This is a genomic window from Rhodovarius crocodyli, from assembly GCF_004005855.1.
GTDB classification, from domain to species: Bacteria; Pseudomonadota; Alphaproteobacteria; order Acetobacterales; family Acetobacteraceae; genus Rhodovarius; species Rhodovarius crocodyli.
The window spans coordinates 83837-101473 of record NZ_SACL01000005.1 but is presented as its reverse complement, the minus strand read 5'-3'; the positions used below and the strand labels follow the sequence as shown (position 1 = coordinate 101473).

Sequence of the window (17637 nt, the reverse complement as noted above, 5' to 3'; positions counted from 1 at the left end):
ACTCAAGTGGGGCCAGGGGCCACAGGCTCCTGGCGGGGGCCGGGGCAAAGCCCCAGGGCTCACCCCCACTCAGGCGCCGGCAGGGCCACCAGGGCGCTGCGCAGGGCGTTCGACCAGCCTTGGCGGACCATGGAGAAGTACGGGTCGTCTTCGGTGATGCGGCGCCAGCGTCCGATGTGCAGGCTGTCGCGATCAGCCGTCATCAGGTCCAGCGGCATGCCCACGGTCAGGTTGGAGCGCAGCGTGCTGTCCATGCTGACGAGGGCGAGCTTCACGCCGTCCATCAGCGGCGTGTCCCAGTTCAGGGCGCGGTCCAGGATGGGCTTGCCGTATTTGTGCTCGCCGATCTGCAGGAAGGGCGTGTCCTGGGTCGCCTCGATGAAGTTGCCGGCGGCATAGACCAGGAACAGGCGCGGTGCCTCGGTGCCGATCTGCCCGCCGAGCAGGAAGCTGGCATCGAAGCCGATGCCCTGGGCGGCCAGTGCCTTGCCGTCGGCCTCGTAGACCTCGCGCACGGCCGCGCCCAGCAGGCGGGCGGCCTGGAACATGTTGGGCATGTCCGCCAGTTTCTGGCGGCGGCCGTCCAGCGTCACGCCTTCCTGCAGGTATCCCCAGGCCGATTGCGTGATGGCCAGGTTGCCGGCGGTGGTCATGCAGATGACGCGCTCGCCGGGCACTTCCAGGATCTGCATCTTGGAGAAGGTGCTGATGTTGTCGACACCCGCATTGGTGCGCGTGTCGGACAGCATCACCAGCCCCTGGGCCAGGTTGAGGCCGAGGCAGTAGGTCACGCCTCGGCCACCTGGATGTAGAAGTCCTGGATGGCGTTGCCGAGTTCCGCCGTGCGCTCGATCATGCGCGTCAGGAACTCGTGCAGGCCCTCGGCCATGATGGCGTCGATGCTGCCTTCGGTCAGCATGGACAGGGTTTCCGCCGCCTGGGCGTGGCACCCGCCCTTGCGGCCGCCCTGGCCGACGGCCAGCGCGTCCAGCAGCTCATTCACCCGGGCATAGCAGGCGACCAGGCTGCGCGGCAGCTCGGGGCGCAGGATCACCAGCTCCGCGATGCGGGCGGGTTCCAGCCGGTCCCGGAACACCCACTGATAGGCGCGGGTGGCCGAGAAGGAGGCGAGCACAGCCTGCCACTGCGCGTATTCGGCCGTGGAGTTGCGCGCCAGCATGGCGTGCCGCACGTCCAGCAGGCGGGCCGTGTTGTCCGCGCGTTCCAGCGCGGTGCCGAGCTGGACGAAGCGCCAGGCCTCGTCGCGCAGCATGGTGTCGGTGGCGGCGCCGTTGGACAGCAGCACGCGCTCGCGCACCCATTCCAGGAAGCCGGTCAGCGCCTCGCCGCTGGTCTCGGCCTGGGGCATGCGGCGCAGGGTGTTCCAGGTGTCGCTGATGGCGCCCCACATGTCGACCGTCAGCGCCGTGCGCACGGTGCGCGCGTTGTTCCGCGCGGCCGCGATGCAGGAAAAGATGGAGGACGGGTTGTCGCGGTCGCGCACCAGCCAGTCCACCACGGCTTCCGGCGTGACGGCCGGGTATTTCTCCAGGTAGCCCGCCTCGCCGCCGCTGGCGATCAGGATCCCCTTCCACTCGGCGCTCTCGGCTTCCAGGGCTGCGGACATGGAGGCCATGCGGCCGGCCACGCCCAGGCTGCGGGCGACATTGGCGGCGCGCTCGGTATAGCGCGCCATCCAGAACAGGCTTTCGGCGGTACGGCTCAGCATCAGGGCGTTCCTCCCTGGCTCTGGCTTTGCGACTGCCGGGCCGGCCCGTCCTCCAGCACCCAGGTGTCCTTGGTGCCGCCGCCCTGGCTGGAATTGACCACGAGGGAGCCTTCCCGCAGGGCCACGCGCGTCAGCCCGCCGGGCACGATGGAGATCTCGTTCTTCCCGAACAGGATGAAGGGCCGCAGGTCCACGTGGCGGGCGGCGATGCCGCCTTCCGTCACGGTCGGCACGGTGGACAGCGAAAGGGTGGGCTGGGCGATGTAGTCGCCGGGCTTTTCCGTGATGCGGCGGGCGAATTCGGCGCGCATCGTCTCATCCGCATGCGGGCCGATCATCATGCCGTAGCCGCCGGAGCCGCGCGCGAGCTTCACCACCAGCTTGTCCAGGTTCGCCAGCACCTCCGCGCGGTCTTCCTCGCGGTCGCACAGATAGGTGGGCACGTTTGCGAGCTTCGGTTCCTCGTTCAGGTAGAAGCGCACCATCTCGGGCACATAGGGGTAGATGGCCTTGTCGTCCGCGATGCCCGCGCCGGGCGCATTGGCCAGCGTGACGTTGCCCGCCTTGTAGGCGCGCATCAGGCCGGGCACGCCCACCAGGCTGTCCTTGCGGAACACCTCGGGGTCCAGGAAGTCGTCGTCGATGCGGCGATAGATGACGTCCACGCGCTGCGGCCCGCGGGTGGTGCGCATGAACACCACGTCGTCCTCGGAGACGAACAGATCCACGCCCTCGACCACTTCCACGCCCATCTCGTCGGCCAGGAAGCAGTGCTCGTAATAGGCGCTGTTGAAGCTGCCCGGCGTCAGCACCACCACGGTGGGGTTGGGGCCTGCCTCGGCCGGTGCCACGGATTTCAGCGTGGCCAGCAGGTGTTCCGGATAGCGCGAGACGGGGGCGAGGCGGTGCTGGGCGCACAGGCGCGGGAACAGCCGCAGCATCGCCTCCCGATTCTCCAGCATGTAGGACACGCCGGAGGGCGTGCGGCAGTTGTCCTCCAGCACGAAGAAGGCGTCGGGCCCCGTGCGCACCATGTCGATGCCGCTGATGTGGGTGTAGATGCCGCCCGGAGGCGTGAAGCCCACCATGGCGGGCTGGAAGGCCTCATTGTCCAGCACCAGTTCGCTGGGCACGATGCCGGCCTTCAGGATGCGCTGCTCGGAATAGACATCGAGCATGAAGGCGTTGAGCGCGCGCACGCGCTGTTCCAGCCCGGCCGAGAGGGACTTCCACTCGCTGGCCGCGATCAGCCGGGGGATGATGTCGAAGGGAATGAGCCGTTCAGGGTCGCCGCCCTCGCCATAGACGGCGAAGGTGATGCCGAGCCTGCGGAACAGCAGCTCCGCCTCGGAACTCTTGCGTTTCAGGTCCTCGAGCGGGGTGCGCTCGATCCAGGCGCGGATCTCGGCGTAGGTGGCCGCGGCCACCGCGCCGTCCCGCATCTCATCAAAGGCGGTCAAGCTCTTCTCCCCGTATCCTGCGGTTAAACAGGGCATGGCCTGCGCCGCAAAGCAAGCGGGGCGGGTGGTCAAGCAGAGCCTCTGGTTGCACTCTGTGCCTAGTCAATAAGCAGACCGGGGGAAGGTCCATGAATGCAGCCGAGGTGATCGTGCAGGCACTGCACGCGGCGGGGGCGCGCGCGCTCTATGGTGTGCCGGGCGGGGGCAGCAGCCTGGACCTGATGGCGGCGGCGCGCGCGGTGGGCATGCCCTTCCGCCTGGCCCGCACCGAAACCGGCGCGGCCATCATGGCCAGCGTCGCGGCCGAGCTGACGGGCGCGCCCACCCCGGTGCTGACCACGCGCGGCCCCGGTGTCTCGGCGGTCGCCAACGGCATTGCGACCGCCAGCCTGGAACGCGCACCCGTGGTGCTGCTGGCCGACGGCTTCACCGCCAGGGAACGGACCTTCGCCTGCCACCAGTTCGTGGACCACGCGGCGCTGCTCAAACCCGTGACCAAGGCGCAGCTGCGGGCCGAGAACGGGGCGGGCGCCGTGGCCCAGGCGGCCATTGCCGCCAGCCTCTCCGCCCCGCGCGGCCCGGTGCTGATCGAGCTGACGGGCGAGGCCGCCCAGCTCGAATCCACCCCCGCCGCCCCCTTCACCCCGCCGCCGCCCCGCGCGCCTGAGGCAGCGCCCCTGGCCGCCGCCCAGGCCCTGCTGGCCAAGGCGCGTCGCCCGGCCATCCTGGTGGGGCTGGAGGCGATCCCCCACGCGGGCGCCCTGCGCGCGCTGGCCCGCTCGCTCGGTTGCCCGGTGCTCGTCACCTACAAGGCCAAGGGCGTGCTGCCGGATGCGGACCCGCAATTCGGCGGCGTGTTCACCGGCGGCGCGGCCGAGGTGCCGATCCTGTCGGGGGCGGACCTCATCATCCTGGCCGGCTGCGACCCGATGGAATGGGTGCCCCAGCCCTGGAAGTTCCAGGCCCCCGTCATCGACATCGCCGCCTGCCCGCGCGACCCGCATTACCTGGTGCCGGATGCGGCGCTGACCGGCGATGTGGGGCTGGCGCTGGCCGCGCTGTCGGGCACCGCCGGCGACTGGACGGCCGCCGAGATCGCGACCCACCGCGCGGCCTGGAAGGCGGCGCTGTCCAACGGCCCCTCGGGCAATCGCGGCATCTCCCCGCAGGCGCTGGTCGAGGTGACGCAGGCCGCCTGCCGCGCCGCCGGCGCCAACCCGCGCGTGGCGGTGGATGCGGGGGCGCACATGTTCCCCTGCACCAGCTTCTGGCAGGCGAAGGAACCGGGGGACCTGCTGATCTCCAACGGGCTGGCCACCATGGGCTATGCCGTGCCCGCCGGCATCGCGGCTGCCCTGCATGACCCCGCGCGCGGCGCCGTGGCCTTCACCGGCGATGGCGGGCTGCTGATGTGCCTGGGCGAACTCGCCACCGCCGCCGCGCTGAAGGCCAACCTGCTGGTGGTGGTGTTCAACGACGCGACGCTCAGCCTGATCGACATCAAGAAAGGCAGCCGCGAACTGCCCGAAGGCGGGCTCGATTGGCCCAGCGCCGATTTCGCGACGCTGATGGAAGGCGTGGGCGGCACCTCCTGGCGCGTGCAGGACGACGAGGGCCTGCGCCGCGCGGTGACGGAAGCACTGGCCATGCCGGGACCGAAGCTGATCGATGCGCGGGTGGATGCGTCGAGCTATCCGAGGCAGATCAAGGCGCTGCGGGGGTAGGGCGGGGGCGTTGCCCCCGGAGCCCCCGATTTGAGGGGCTCTGCCCCTCAAGCTCCCCGCCAGGAGATAATATCTCCTGGACCTGATAGGAGCTGGTGCCGTCGCTGGGTAAGCGGGGCGCCAATTTCATTATAATAATCAAAGCTATCAGTGTTTGGCGCCAACTCCCCGGGGTCCAGGGCCGCTACGGTCCTGGCGGGGTGCAGGGGCAGAGCCCCTGCGCGGGGGCCGGGGCAAGGCCCCGGAACGGCGCTACCCCGCCATCGTGCACCCGCCCTCCGCCAGCGGCCGCATGGCCTGGTCTGCCGGGATGGTCCCGGTCAGCTTGTACAGGTCCCAGCCGGTCCGCACCTCGGCGGGGGTCTTTACCTCGAACAGATAGGCGGGGTGCAGCTTGCGCCCGTCCGACCGCACGCTGCCGGGGCCGAAGCAGTCGTCGTCGGTCGGCATCGCCTTCATCTGCGTCACCGCGGCCCGGCCCGAGGCCTTGGTGGCCGCCACGCCCAGCGCCTTCGCCGCCTTCAGGTAATGCAGCACGGCGGAATAGGCGCCGGCGTGGTTGGTGCTGGGGTAGATGCCGGTGGGCATCGCGGGCAGCACGCGCTGGGTGAAGGCGCGGGTGCGCTCGTTCAGGTCCCAGTAGAAGGGCTCGGTGGTCAACAGCCCTTGCGCGGCCTCGGCGCCCATGGCGCGCACATCGCCCAGCAGGCACAGCAGGCCCACCAGCTTCATGCGGCGCGTCAGGCCGAATTCATGGGCCTGCTTCACGGCGTTCACCGTGTCGGTGCCGGCATTGGCCAGGCCCAGCACCTTGGCGCGGCTGGCCTGGGCCTGCAGCAGGAAGCTGGAATAGTCGGTGGTGGCGGGGAAGGGATAGCGCGTCTGGCCCAGCACGCGCCCGCCGGCCGCCTCCACCGCCTGCGCCGTGTCGCGCTGCAGGGCATGGCCGAAGGCATAGTCGGCGGTCAGGAAGAACCAGCTGTCGCCGCCTGCCCGCACCGTGGCGCTGCCCGCGCCATGCGCCAGCATCCAGGTGTCATAGGTCCAGTGGACATGGTTGGGCCCGCAGCGGCTGCCGTGCAGGTCCGCCGTCGCCGGGCCGGTGGCCAGGAACAGCTTGTCCTTCTCCCGCGCCAGGTCGGCCACCGCCAGCGCGATGGCGGAGTTGTTGACCTCCAGGATCGCATCCACGTCGCGGCGGTCGAACCACTCGCGCGCGATCTGCGTGCCGACATCGGGGCGGTGCTGGTGGTCGGCGTGCAGCACCTCGACATCCAGGTCGATGCCCTGCGCCTTGGCATCCGCGATGGCCAGCCGCACGCAGGCCATGGTGCCCAGGCCCGAGAGGTCTCGATACGGCCCCGACAGGTCGCCCAGGATGCCCAGCCGCAGCACCGGCCGGTTCTGCGCGCGGGCCGCGACGGGTATGGCGCCGGTTGCGGCGATGGCGCCGCGCCTCGTGAACTGGATCATGCTTCCCCCTTGATGTTGTAGATACGCGCGGCGGTGTCATGGAACAGCGCGGCCTTCTCCCCGGGCGAGGCGCCCGATGCGAGCCGCTTGAACGCGTTCCACAGCGCGGTGTAGCCGGTCATGCCCTTGTCGACCGGGAAGTTGCTCTCGAACATGCAGCGGTCGGGCCCGAAGGCCTCGATGCAGGTCTCCATCCAGGGGCGCCAGGCATCGGCCATGTCGGCGCTGGAGGGCGGGGCGGGGCGCTCATGGAAGGCATTGCCATGGGTGCGCATGGCCAGCCCGCCCAGCTTCACCGCCACGTTGGGGCATCGCGCCAATTCGCGGATGCTGTCGCGCCAGGGCGCGAAGGATTCTTCCCGCCTGTACGGGCCGACGCCGAGCGGCCCGCCCAGATGGTCCAGGATGATCCGCGTGCCCGGAAAGCGCCGGGCCAGCGCGATCAGCTCCGGCAATTGCGGATGATACAGCCAGGCGTCGAAGGACAGGCCGAGCGGCTCCAGCTCCGAGAAACCCTGCTGGAACGCGGCGTCACTCATTAGCCCGGGCGGGGGGATGATGGTGGTGCTGCGCGTCTCCGGGCTCGCATCCCAGGCGGTGATGTGGCGGATGCCGCGGAAGCGCCCGCCGCCGGTGACGAGCTGTGCCTCCAGAACCTCCCGCACCGCGTGGCCCAGCCGCAAATCGGCATGGCCCACGATGCCGGCGCAGGCGCGGGTGGGGCCATAGAGGCCGCTTTCCGCCATGGCGGCCACGCCGGCCACGAAGGCGGTCTCGCCCAGCGGGCGCATCGGCTCGGGGCCGCCGGCGCGGTACATCGCGCGGCATTCCACGAAGACGGTGGCCAGGATGTTGTGCCCGCCGCGCGTGTCGGCCAGCAGCTCATCCAGCAGATAGCGCGGTCGCGCCACGTCCCACAGATGATGGTGCGGGTCGATGATCGGCAGGCCGGGGTCGATCGCCTCCTCGGCCTGCTGCGCCAGCCAGTCGTCCCGCACCGGAAGGTGCGGGTTGTGGAAGCCGGCCATGCTCAGTCCAACCTGATGTTCAGGCGGTTCACCATGGCGCGCTCATACTCCGCGCGGGTCGCGATGAAATCCGCGAACTGCTCGGTGTTCAGGTACTGGCGCGGCATGTCGAACTGGTTGAGCACGCGCTGGTGCGCCTCGCTCATCAGCGCGGTGTGGAAGGCGTCGTGGATCAGCTTCACGCGGCCGGGGTCCATGCCGCGCGGGCCGGACAGGCCATAGGGAGAGGTGACGACCATGTCGTGCCCCAGCTCCTTCAGCGTCGGCACGTCGGGCAGGCTGGGCACGCGGTTCTCGGTCCAGACATTCAGCGCGCGCATCTGCCGGTCCTCGACCATCGGCTTCCAGCTGGAGGCATCGGCGATGCTGTGGACCTGGCGCGACAGCACGCCCGTCACGCCCTCGGAGGATGCGCGGTAGGGCACGTGCAGCATCTCGATGCCTTCCTTGCCCAGCAGCTCCTCCATGGCCAGGTGGTTGGTGGTGCCGATGCCGCTGGTGGCATAGCTGAGCGTGCCCGGCGCGGCCTTGGCGGCGGCCACGAATTCGCGCCAGTTCTGCCAGGGGCCGTCATTGCGGATGGCCACGCCATACATCCAGCCCGCCAGGCGGATGATGTGGCTGTAGTCGCGCACCGCATCCCATTGCGGCTGGCGCACCATGAAGGGGCGGCGCACGACCGAGAGATGGATCTGGCCCAGCGTGTAGCCATCGGGGGCCGCGCTCGCCAGCGCCTGGCAATGCAGGGTGCCGCCGGCGCCGGGCCGGTTCTCGATCACGATGGGCTGGCCGAGGATGGCGGACGCGCCCTCGGACACCGAGCGCAGCTGCACGTCGGAGGACGTGCCCCCGGTCCAGGGCACGAACAGGCGGATGGGGCGCGAGGGGAAGCGTTCCTGCGCGACAGCAGGCGCGGCAACGGCAGCGCCCATGGCGCCCAGTAAGGTGCGGCGGGTGGTCATGTTCTTGTTTCCTCCAGGTTGATCGGGCCTTTGCGGCCTCTGCTGATCGGTTTGGGCTCAGGGCATGTAGCTGCCGCCGCCCACATCGATGGTGGTGCCGTTCAGGTAGCTGGCATTGTCCGAGGCGAGGAAGGCGACGGCCTTGCCGACATCCGACGCCTCGCCCAGCCGGCCCACCGGGATACGCGCCAGGAAGGCCTCGTTCATGCCGGGGGCGGCGCCCGCCACCATGTCGCTGTTGATGCGCCCAGGGGCCACGTTGTTGACCGTGATGCCGAAGGGCCCCAGCTCCATCGCGAGGTTGCGCCCCAACGCCATCAGCCCGGCCTTGGAGGCGCCGTAATAGGCCCCGGTGATCGAGCTCGGCACATGGGCGGCCTGGCTGGTGATCATCACGATCCGCCCCCAGCCCTGCGCGCGCATGTTGGGGATGCACAGGCGCGAGAGCAGGAATGGCCCTGTGAGGTTCACCGCCATCACGCGGTTCCACTCATCGAGGGGGATGTCCTGCACCATGCGCTTGCGGCCATCGACCTTGGGCGAGATGCCGGCATTGTTCACCAGCACCGACAGCCGCCCCCACCAGTCGCCGAGCGCCACGGGCAGGGCGGTCACGGCCTTTTCGTCCGAGACATCGAGGCGGACGGCGCGGGCCTCGAAGCCGTCGCGGCGCAGCGCCTCGGCGGTGGCCTCCACCTGGTCCAGCACATCGGCCAGCACCACCGGGTGGCCGGCGAGCGCCAATTCGCGGGCGATGCCGGCACCCAGGCCACGGGCCGCGCCCGTCACCAATGCGACACGGGATTTGTTCATGGCGTCAGCATCACCTTGCTGGCGGCGCGCTGCCGCGCCAGTTCGAAGCCCTCGATGCCGCGGTCCAGCGGCAGGCGATGGGTGATCATGGGGCGGAAGCTCTCAGGGTCGCGGCCCAGCATGGCCAGCACCTTGTCCCAGGTGGTGCGCGCGGTGCCGTGGCTGGAGCGCAGCTGGTGGCGCATGCGGACGAAATCGGTCAGCGCGAGGGTCAGCGGCGCGGGGTGGATGCCGACCGCCACGATCACGCCTTCCTTGCGCAGCACCGCGAGGCCGTCATTGATGCTGGCGGGGTGGCCCGTGGCCTCCAGCACCACATCGACCTTGCCCTGGATCTGTTCCGCCAGCGGGGCCTCCGCCACGTCGATCAGCTCCGAAAAACCCAGTTCGCGCAGCACCTCGAAGCGCGGCGCGTCGGCACGGCCCGCGACGATGACGCGCGCGGCCCCCGCCGCACGCGCCATGATGGCCAGCGCCTGGCCGATGGTGCCGGGGCCCAGCACCAGCACCGTGTCGCCGAGGCCCACCTCGCCCACCAGAACGGCCTGGGCGCCGACGCCGAGGGGCTCGGTCAGGGCGCCGATCTCCGCATCGACATTGGCGGGCAGGGGCAGGCAGTTGGCGGCCGGCAGCGTCAGCCGCCCGGCATAGCCGCCGTCGCAGGTCAGCCCGATGGAGCGGCGGTCGGTGCAGTTGCGCCCGTCGCCGCGCGCGCAGTTGGCGCAACGGCCGCAGGCGATGCCGGGCATGACGGTCACGCGGGTGCCGGTGGCGAGCGTCACGCCCGCGCCCGCCTGCTCGATCACGCCCGCGAATTCATGGCCCATGGTCAGCGGCAGGTGCGGCACCATGAAGGCGTAGCCGTCCGTCCACTCATAGGCATGCACGTCGCTGCCGCAGATGCCCACGGCCTCGACCCGCATCGTCACCTCGCCGGCGCCCGGGGCAGGGGGCTCCGGCGCCTCGGTCAGCGAAAGGCCGAAGCCCGCCGCCGGTTTGCGCAGCGCCAGCATCAGTACGGCTCCGGGTAGTGGCCGTGATACATGGTGAAGGGCGGGCGCGCCTCGGGGTCGGTCAGCACCTCGATCAGGTTGGGCGCGTTGGACGCGAAGGCGGCGTCGAGTGCCGCGCCGATCTCCTCGCCGCGCTCGATGCGCACGCCGCTGATGCCGCATGCCCGCGCGATGGCGGCGTGGTCCACCTCGGCGAAGTCGCAGGCGATGGTGTGGTCGCCGTATTTCATGTCCTCGGCGTGTTTCTGGAAGCCGAGGATGCCGTTGTTCAGCACGATGACCGTGACCGGAATGCCCATGCGGCGCAGGGTTTCCAGCTCCGCCCAGCTATGCCCGAAGCCGCCATCGCCGCAGAGGCAGACGACGCGGGAGTTCGGCGCCGCGATCTGCGCGCCGATGGCCATCGGCACGCCCCAGCCGAGCCCCGCGAGGCCGCGCGGCGTGAGGAAGCGCTGCCCCGGGCGGCGTGCCGTCAGGAACAGGTTGATCCAGTTCGAGGAATAGGAGGCATCAGCCACCACGATGGCGTCATCGGGCAGGCGACGGTCCAGCTCGGCCATCACGCGCTCGGGACGGGCGGGGCTGCCGTCGCGCGCCAGCAGGCCGGCGACGCGCGCCTGATACTCGGCAACGCCCTGGGCGATGCTGGCCTCCAGCGCGGGGCGGGCGGCGGCGCGGCTCGACAGGTCCAGGCGCAGCATGGCCTCACGCAATGCCGCCAGCGTCAGCTTCGCGTCGCCGTTCAGGCGCAGCGCCTCATAGTTGCGGCCGATCTCCAGCGGGTCCGGGTCGATGTGGATGAAGGTCGCGTCGCGCGGATACAGCTTCCAGCTGTCGGTGCCGTTCTGGTTGGTGCGGTTGCCGACGAGCAGGACCACATCCGCGCTTTCGATGATGGGCCGCGCGAAATGCGAGCGCGCGCCCGGACCCATCGTGTTGCCCACCACGCCGAGCGACAGCGGATGGGTTTCCGCCACGCCGCCCTTGCCCATGAAGGTGGTGCCGACGGGCAGATGCGCGTCCTGCTGCAAGGCGGCCAGCTCCGAAGCCGCAAAGGACAGATGCACGCCGCCGCCGGACAGGATCACGGGGTTCTTGGCCTCGGCCAGCAGCTTCGCCGCCTGCTCGATGCGCGTGGGGTCGGCCAGCGTGCGGTCCAGCGGGAAGGAACCGTTATTCGCGCGGCGGTTGGACGCGGCGGCGGCCTTTTCCAGCAACAGGTCGGCCGGTAGCAGCAGCACCGCGGGGCCCGGCCTGCCGGAGGTCGCGGCCACGAAGGCCATGTCCACGTAATCCTCCAGCCGGTCGGCGCGGTCGATGCGGCGGGTGAACTTGCTGACCGCATCGAACATGCGGATGTGGTCCAGCTCCTGGAAGGCGTTCTTGTCGGTGGTGTCGCGCGTCACCTCCTGCACCAGGGCGATGACGGGCACGCTGGCCTTCATGGCCTCGGCCAGCGGGGCCACCAGCAGGGTGGCGGCGGGGCCGTTCTGGGCCGTGACGACGCCCACCTTGCCCGAGATGCGCGCATAGGCGTCGGCCATCGCGCCGCCCATGTTCTCCTGCCGGTACACCGCCTGATGGATGCCGGCATGCGGTGCCGCCAGGTGGAAGGCGCTGGGCAGGGACTGGCCGAAGGTGACGGTCACGCCATGGCGGGCGAAGGCCTCCGCCAGGCGCAGGGCCACATTGGCGTTGGCCGTGGGGGCGTTAGCCATGATGGTGTCGGGCACGGTGTTTCCTCAGCCTTGTTGTTTGCTATAGCAAATGCGATATGACGATCTCGGTCAAGCGAGGGAATGCATGGACGGGGGCACGGCGCTGGCGCCGGTCGAGCGCGAGGAAAGCCTGACCGAGAAGGTCTATCGCAGCCTGCGTGGCGCGCTGACCGGCGGGCGGCTCGCGCCCGGCCAGCGCCTGGTGCACCGAACCCTGGCCGCGGAACTCAACGTCAGCCCCACCCCGGTGCGCGAGGCCCTGCTGCGCCTCGTCTCCGAAGCCGCGCTGGAACTGGACGCGCGCGGCATCGCCTGGGTGCCCCGGCTGGAACTGCCCCGTTACCGGGAAATCATGGAACTGCGCGTCGAACTCGAAGGCCGCGCCGTAGCCCGCGCCACCGAGCTTGCGACCTTCACCGATGTCGCGCGGCTGCGCGACCTGCACGCGGGCGTGGCCGAGGGCCGCCGCACCGGCAACGCCGCCCAGGTGCTGCGCGAGAACGAACGCTTCCACTTCGCCCTGCTGGAACTGGCCCGCATGCCCGTGCTGGCCCGCGTGGTCGAAAGCCTGTGGCTGCAGGCCGGCCCCACCATCAGCCTGCTGTTCCGGCCCGGCACCTCCGCCGTGCCGGGCGCCCACCCGCATATGGACCTGCTGGCCGCCATGGCCGCCCGCGACCCCGCAGCCGCCCGCCAGGCCATGGAACGCGACCTGCGCGCCCACGGCGCCCTGATCGAGGCGGCGCTGGAGCGGGGAGGGGGGTGAGCGCCGGGGGCCTTGCCCCCGCCCCCCAGCCAGGGGCTCTGCCCCTGCACCCCGCCAAAGGCCGAAAGGCCTTTGGAAACCGGGGGCTGAAAGTGTGCGGAAGGGGCACAGAGCGCCCTTTGGCCCCGCGTTCGCTCAGAGCCCCTTCCGCACACTTTCAGAACACTCATGGGGGGCCAGGGGCCTCAGGCTCCTGGCGGGGGTGCCGGGGGCAGCGCCCCTGGCTGGGGGGCGGGGGCAAGGCCCCCGGCGTTCACCCCTTCCCCGCACCCGCGCCATCCCCGACAATGCCGCCCCGGCAAGGAGGGGCTTTCATGGCGCGTGTTTCCGGTTTCTGCACGCTGTGCCGCTCTCGCTGCGGCACGATCAACACCATCGAGGATGGCCGGCTGGTCAAGGTCGAGCCGGATCCGTCGCATCCGACCGGGGCTGCCATCTGCGCGAAGGGGCGCGCTGGGCCCGAGATCGCGCATGCGACCAACCGGCTGACCGTGCCCTTGCGCCGCACGGCCCCCAAGGGCGCGGCCGATCCGGGTTGGGAGCCCATCACCTGGGATGCCGCGCTGGACGAGGTCGCGGCGCGGCTGCTGGCCATCAAGGCCGCGCATGGCGCGGAGGCGGTGGGCTTCGCCGTCACCTCGCCCTCCGGCACGCCGATTTCGGACGCGATCGACTGGATCGAACGGCTGATCCGCGTCTTCGGCAGCCCCAACACCGTCTACGCGACCGAGATCTGCAACTGGCACAAGGACAGCGCCCACGCCTTCACCTTCGGCACCGGCATCACCGTGCCGGATTACCGCAATGCGGAGCTGATCCTGCTCTGGGGCCACAACCCTTCCCACACCTGGCTGGCGCAGGCCGAGGCGGTGGCGGCCGGGCAGAAGCGTGGCGCGAAGCTGATGGTGGTGGACCCCCGGCGGACAGGCTCCGCGGCCCAGGCCGATCACTGGCTGCAGCTGCGCCCCGGCACGGATGCCGCGCTGGCGCTGGGCCTGATCCGGGAGGTGATCGCCCAGGGCGGGTATGACGCCGAATTCGTGCGGCGATGGACCAATGCCGAGCAGCTGGTGGAAGGCCGGCCGGTATTTGAGCTGCTGACGGAGGCCGTGGCGCTCTGGACGCCGGAGCGCACCGCCGCCGAAACCGGGGTGCCGGCCGCGCAGATCATCGCGGCCGCGCGCGCCATCGGGGCGTCGCGCGCCACCAGCTATTACTGCTGGACCGGGGTGGGGCAGCACGGCAACGCCACCCAGACCGACCGCGCCATCGCCATCCTGATGGCCCTGACCGGGACATGGGACGTGGCGGGCGGCAATCGTGAGATCCGCCGTCAGCCGGCGCGCAAGGTCAGCGGCCAGCATCTGCTGCCGCCGGGCCAGGCGGAGAAGGCGCTGGGCCTGGCGGAACGCCCGATCGGCCCCCCGGCCATGGGCTACATCACGGCCGACGACCTCTATACCGCGGTGCTGGAGGGCCGCCCCTATCCGGTGCGCGCCCTGGTCGGCATGGGGGCCAACATGCTGGTCAGCCAGGGCGATACGGCCCGGGCCGAGGCGGCGCTGAAGGCGCTCGACTTCCACGTCCAGACCGACCTGTTCGAGACGCCGACCGCACGCTTCGCCGACATCCTGCTGCCCGTCAGCGCCTTGTGGGAGCGCGAGGGGCTGCGCATCGGCTTCGAGCTGACCGAGGCCGCGGAGGAGCTGGTGCAGCTGCGCACCCGCATGTTGGAGCCCCAGGGCCAGGCGCGATCGGATCTGGAGATCACCTTCGCGCTCGCCACCCGGCTGGGCCTGGGCGAACACTTCTTCGGCGGCGACATGGACGCGGCGCGGAACTGGCAGCTGGAACCATTGGGCATCGATCTGGCCGCATTGCGGGCGCGGCCGGAGGGCATCCGGGTGCCGCTGGCGCAGACCACGCGCCTCTATGCCCAGCGCAGCCCGGCCTTCGCGACCGAGAGCGGGCTGATCGAGCTCTATTCCGACAAGCTGCTGCGGCATGGCCAGGCGCCGCTGCCTTTCCATCGGCCGGTGCCGCAGCCCGACCCGGCATTTCCGCTGCGGCTGACCACGGCAAAGAACGGCTTCTACTGCCACAGCCAGCAGCGCGGCTTCGCTTCCCTGCGGCGACGCTCACCGGACCCGGTGGCCGAGATCGCGCCCGAGGCCGCCGCCGCGCGCGGCATCACGGAAGGGGACTGGCTGGTTCTGGCCACTCCCGCCGGCGAGGCGCGCTTCCGCGCCCGGATCGACGCCTCCCTGGCGGCGGATGTGGTGGTGGCCGAATACGGCTGGTGGCAGGCATGCGAGCCGCTGGGCGAACCCGCGCCCACGGCCAGCAGCTACAACGCGCTGGTGGCCTCCCTGGGAGCGGACCCGATCAGCGGCTCCGTGCCCATGCGCGGCATCGCCTGTGAGGCGCGGCGCGCCGGCAATGCCGCCTGGGCCGGCGAGATGGTGGTGCGCGCCCTGCAACCCGAGGCACCGGACGTGACCTCCGTGCTGCTCGCGGCCCCTGACGGGCGGCCGCTGCCCGGCTTCCTGCCGGGGCAGTACCTGCCCGTGACGCTGGGCGGGGTGGAGCGGCGATACTCGCTGTCCGCCGCCCCCGCCGATACCTATCGCCTGACGGTGAAGCGGGTGCCGGGCGGCATCGGCTCGGGCCATGTGAATGACGTGCTGCGGGTGGGGGATGTGCTGCCGGCGCGCCCGCCGGGCGGGCATTTCACCATGCCGGTCCGCGCGCATTTCCCGCTGGTGCTGGTCGCGGCCGGCATCGGCATCACGCCCTTCATGGCGCTGCTGGAGGCCATGGTGGGGCAGGCCGACGCGGCGCGGGTGGTGCTGCACTACGCCTTCCGGGGCGCGGCGCATGAGGTGTTCGGCACACGGCTGCGGGAGCTGGAATCGCTGCTGCCCGCGCTCACGGTCATGCGCCATGACAGCCGCGAGGGGCCCCGCTTCGCGGTGGCCGATGTCTCCCCCGACATGATCGCGGCCCGGGCGCGATTCTACCTGTGCGGGCCGCCGGCCATGCTGCGCGAGACGACGGAGGCGCTGGTCGCGCGCGGGGTGCCGCGATTCGACATCTTCCAGGAAGCCTTCCTGGCCCCGCCGCCTGCCGAGCCCCCGCCGCCCGATGCCGTCTTTCCGGTGCGTTTCGCGCGTTCCGGGCTGGACGCGGTGTGGCGCCCGCAGGATGGCTCCTTGCTGGACCTGGCCGAGGCGCACGGGCTGAAACCGCCCAGCGGCTGCCGCACCGGCCAGTGCGAGAGCTGCGCCCTGCGGGTGATCGAGGGCACGGCGCGGCATCTTGTCACGGTGAACGTTGACGACCCGGATTGCTGTCTGGCCTGTCAGGCTGTACCCAATACTGCATTGGTCATAGACGCTTAGGTATTTGCTGCACTGCAATATAAAATGCTGCGACGCACCATGATTTTGTGCGTCGCAAAATAAACAGGGAAACGTCCGGATCGAGCAACACGCATCCGGAGAGAAATATGTCCGACAAGACCGCATCGGGTGACGGCCAGGGCTGGATGGCGCGCCTCGCGCTGCGCTTCACCGCCTGGGCCGAGAAATGGTTCCCTGACGCCTATATCTTCGCCGCCATCGCCGTGATCGTCGTGGCCGCCGCCGCCATGCTGAACGGCGCGGCCCCCACCGAGGTCGCCCGCACCTTCGGCAACGGCTTCTGGTCGCTGATCGTGTTCAGCATGCAGATGGCCTTCGTGGCCATCACCGGCTACGTCATCGCCAGTTCCCCGCCGGCGGCGAAGCTGATCACGCGCCTCGCGGCCATGCCGAAGTCGGGGCCCGGCGCGGTCGCCTTCATCGCCTTCGTGTCCATGTCCGCCTCCTTCCTGAACTGGGGCATCAGCCTGGTGTTCAGCGGCCTGCTGGCGCGCGCCATGGCGGCGCGGACGGACCTGCGCATGGATTACCGTGCCGCCGGCGCGGCGGGCTATCTCGGCCTCGGCGCCACCTGGGCGCTCGGGCTTTCCTCCTCCGCCGCGCAGCTGCAGGCCAACCCGGCCAGCCTGCCGCCGTCGGTGCTGCGCATCACGGGCGTGCTGCCCTTCTCCGAGACCATCTTCCTGTGGCAGTCCATGGTGATGGCGGTGGTGCTGATGGTGGTCTCCATCATCGTGTGCTGGGTCTCGACCCCCACCGGCGCCAAGGCCGTGACCGCCCAGGACCTGGGCGTGGACGTGAACACCAAGGCCGAGGCCCTGCCGCCGCGCGACAAGCCCGGTGACTGGCTGGAATACTCGCCCCTGCTGACCATCCTGCTGGTGGGCATGGCGGCGGTGTGGATGGTGCTGGAATTCGGCCGCGTGGGTGCCGTGACGGCCATCGCCAACCTCAACACCTACAACCTGATCTGCCTGATGATCGGCATGCTGCTGCACTGGCGCCCGCGTTCCTTCCTGAACGCCGTCTCCAAGGCGGTGCCGGCCACCACGGGCGTGCTGATCCAGTTCCCGCTCTATGGTTCCATCGCGGTCATGATGACGGCGGCCAAGGGCTTCGACGGCCACACCGTCAGCGACCGCATCGCCCATCTGTTCGTCAGCATCACCAACCACGACACCTTCCCGCTGCTGATGGGCGTGTATTCGGCGGTGCTGGGCTTCTTCATCCCCTCGGGCGGCGGCAAGTGGATCATCGAGGCGCCCTATGTCATGCAGGCCGCCAATGACCTGCAGGTGCATCTGGGCTGGGCCGTTCAGGTCTATAACGCGGCCGAGGCGCTGCCGAACCTGATCAACCCGTTCTGGATGCTGCCGCTGCTGGGCGTGCTGGCGCTGAAGGCGCGCGACATCGTGGGCTTCAGCTTCCTGCAGCTGCTGATCCATGCGCCGCTGGTGCTGTTCATGCTGTGGTACTTCGCGGGCACGCTGACCTATGTGCCGCCCGTGATGCCCTGACGTGGTATCTGG

The 17637-nt window shown here is 70.4% G+C and carries 13 protein-coding genes; 4 read left to right on the top strand and 9 right to left on the bottom strand.

Translation table 11 applies throughout. The annotated features are described in order from the left end of the window. Positions 1–59: 59 nt before the first annotated feature. From EOD42_RS15370 to EOD42_RS15360, 3 genes are read right to left on the bottom strand one after another with little or no spacing between them, the layout of a single operon-like run. Positions 60–791, bottom strand: coding sequence for a proteasome-type protease (locus tag EOD42_RS15370; RefSeq protein WP_127788442.1), 732 nt, complete (start codon positions 789–791; stop codon positions 60–62). Beyond that, positions 788–1729 (bottom strand): alpha-E domain-containing protein, encoded by a 942-nt coding sequence (locus EOD42_RS15365; protein WP_127788441.1) that lies wholly within the window; start codon positions 1727–1729, stop codon positions 788–790. The genes EOD42_RS15370 and EOD42_RS15365 overlap by 4 nt, the downstream gene beginning before the upstream one ends. Beyond that, the gene (locus EOD42_RS15360) at positions 1729–3189 is read right to left on the bottom strand and encodes a circularly permuted type 2 ATP-grasp protein (RefSeq protein ID WP_456308111.1); all 1461 of its coding nucleotides are present in this window, start codon (positions 3187–3189) and stop codon (positions 1729–1731) included. The genes EOD42_RS15365 and EOD42_RS15360 overlap by 1 nt, the downstream gene beginning before the upstream one ends. Before the next feature lie 128 nt (positions 3190–3317). Between EOD42_RS15360 and EOD42_RS15355 the strand changes: the two genes are divergently transcribed. Continuing rightward, positions 3318–4913, top strand: coding sequence for a thiamine pyrophosphate-binding protein (locus tag EOD42_RS15355; protein WP_127788440.1), 1596 nt, complete (start codon positions 3318–3320; stop codon positions 4911–4913). Between the two features lie 252 nt (positions 4914–5165). Here EOD42_RS15355 and EOD42_RS15350 read toward each other — a convergent pair whose 3' ends face one another. Genes EOD42_RS15350 through EOD42_RS15325 form a run of 6 tightly spaced genes read right to left on the bottom strand, consistent with a single transcriptional unit; the run spans position 5166 to position 11935 of the window. Then, the gene (locus EOD42_RS15350) at positions 5166–6386 is read right to left on the bottom strand and encodes an ABC transporter substrate-binding protein (protein WP_127788439.1); all 1221 of its coding nucleotides are present in this window, start codon (positions 6384–6386) and stop codon (positions 5166–5168) included. Beyond that, positions 6383–7414 carry an amidohydrolase family protein gene (locus EOD42_RS15345; RefSeq protein WP_127788438.1) on the bottom strand — a complete coding sequence of 344 codons (1032 nt, stop codon included), beginning with the start codon at positions 7412–7414 and terminating at the stop codon, positions 6383–6385. Before EOD42_RS15345 ends, EOD42_RS15350 begins: the two co-directional genes overlap by 4 nt. A 2-nt stretch (positions 7415–7416) precedes the next feature. Continuing rightward, positions 7417–8376 carry a tripartite tricarboxylate transporter substrate binding protein gene (locus tag EOD42_RS15340; protein WP_127788437.1) on the bottom strand — a complete coding sequence of 320 codons (960 nt, stop codon included), beginning with the start codon at positions 8374–8376 and terminating at the stop codon, positions 7417–7419. A gap of 57 nt (positions 8377–8433) precedes the next feature. Then, entirely contained in the window at positions 8434–9189 is a 756-nt protein-coding gene (locus tag EOD42_RS15335; protein WP_127788436.1) for an SDR family NAD(P)-dependent oxidoreductase, read from the bottom strand. Next, a complete protein-coding gene (locus EOD42_RS15330) occupies positions 9186–10202 on the bottom strand; it encodes a zinc-dependent alcohol dehydrogenase (RefSeq protein WP_127788435.1) in 1017 nt (338 codons plus the stop codon). The genes EOD42_RS15335 and EOD42_RS15330 overlap by 4 nt, the downstream gene beginning before the upstream one ends. After that, on the bottom strand, positions 10202–11935 hold the full coding sequence (locus EOD42_RS15325) for an acetolactate synthase catalytic subunit (RefSeq protein ID WP_240655174.1): 1734 nt from the start codon (positions 11933–11935) through the stop codon (positions 10202–10204). Before EOD42_RS15325 ends, EOD42_RS15330 begins: the two co-directional genes overlap by 1 nt. 70 nt (positions 11936–12005) lie before the next feature. On the opposite strand from EOD42_RS15325, the gene EOD42_RS15320 reads away from it, so the two are divergent. The 3 genes from EOD42_RS15320 to EOD42_RS15310 all read left to right on the top strand — a co-directional run bounded on the left by EOD42_RS15320 (position 12006) and on the right by EOD42_RS15310 (position 17625). Continuing rightward, entirely contained in the window at positions 12006–12686 is a 681-nt protein-coding gene (locus tag EOD42_RS15320) for a GntR family transcriptional regulator (RefSeq protein ID WP_164867957.1), read from the top strand. A 314-nt stretch (positions 12687–13000) separates the two neighbouring features. Next, positions 13001–16087: a molybdopterin-dependent oxidoreductase gene (locus EOD42_RS15315; RefSeq protein WP_127788433.1), complete on the top strand. Its 3087-nt coding sequence runs from the start codon at positions 13001–13003 to the stop codon at positions 16085–16087. A 107-nt stretch (positions 16088–16194) separates the two neighbouring features. Continuing rightward, positions 16195–17625 (top strand): short-chain fatty acid transporter, encoded by a 1431-nt coding sequence (locus tag EOD42_RS15310; protein ID WP_127788432.1) that lies wholly within the window; start codon positions 16195–16197, stop codon positions 17623–17625. The last annotated feature ends 12 nt before the right edge of the window (positions 17626–17637 follow it).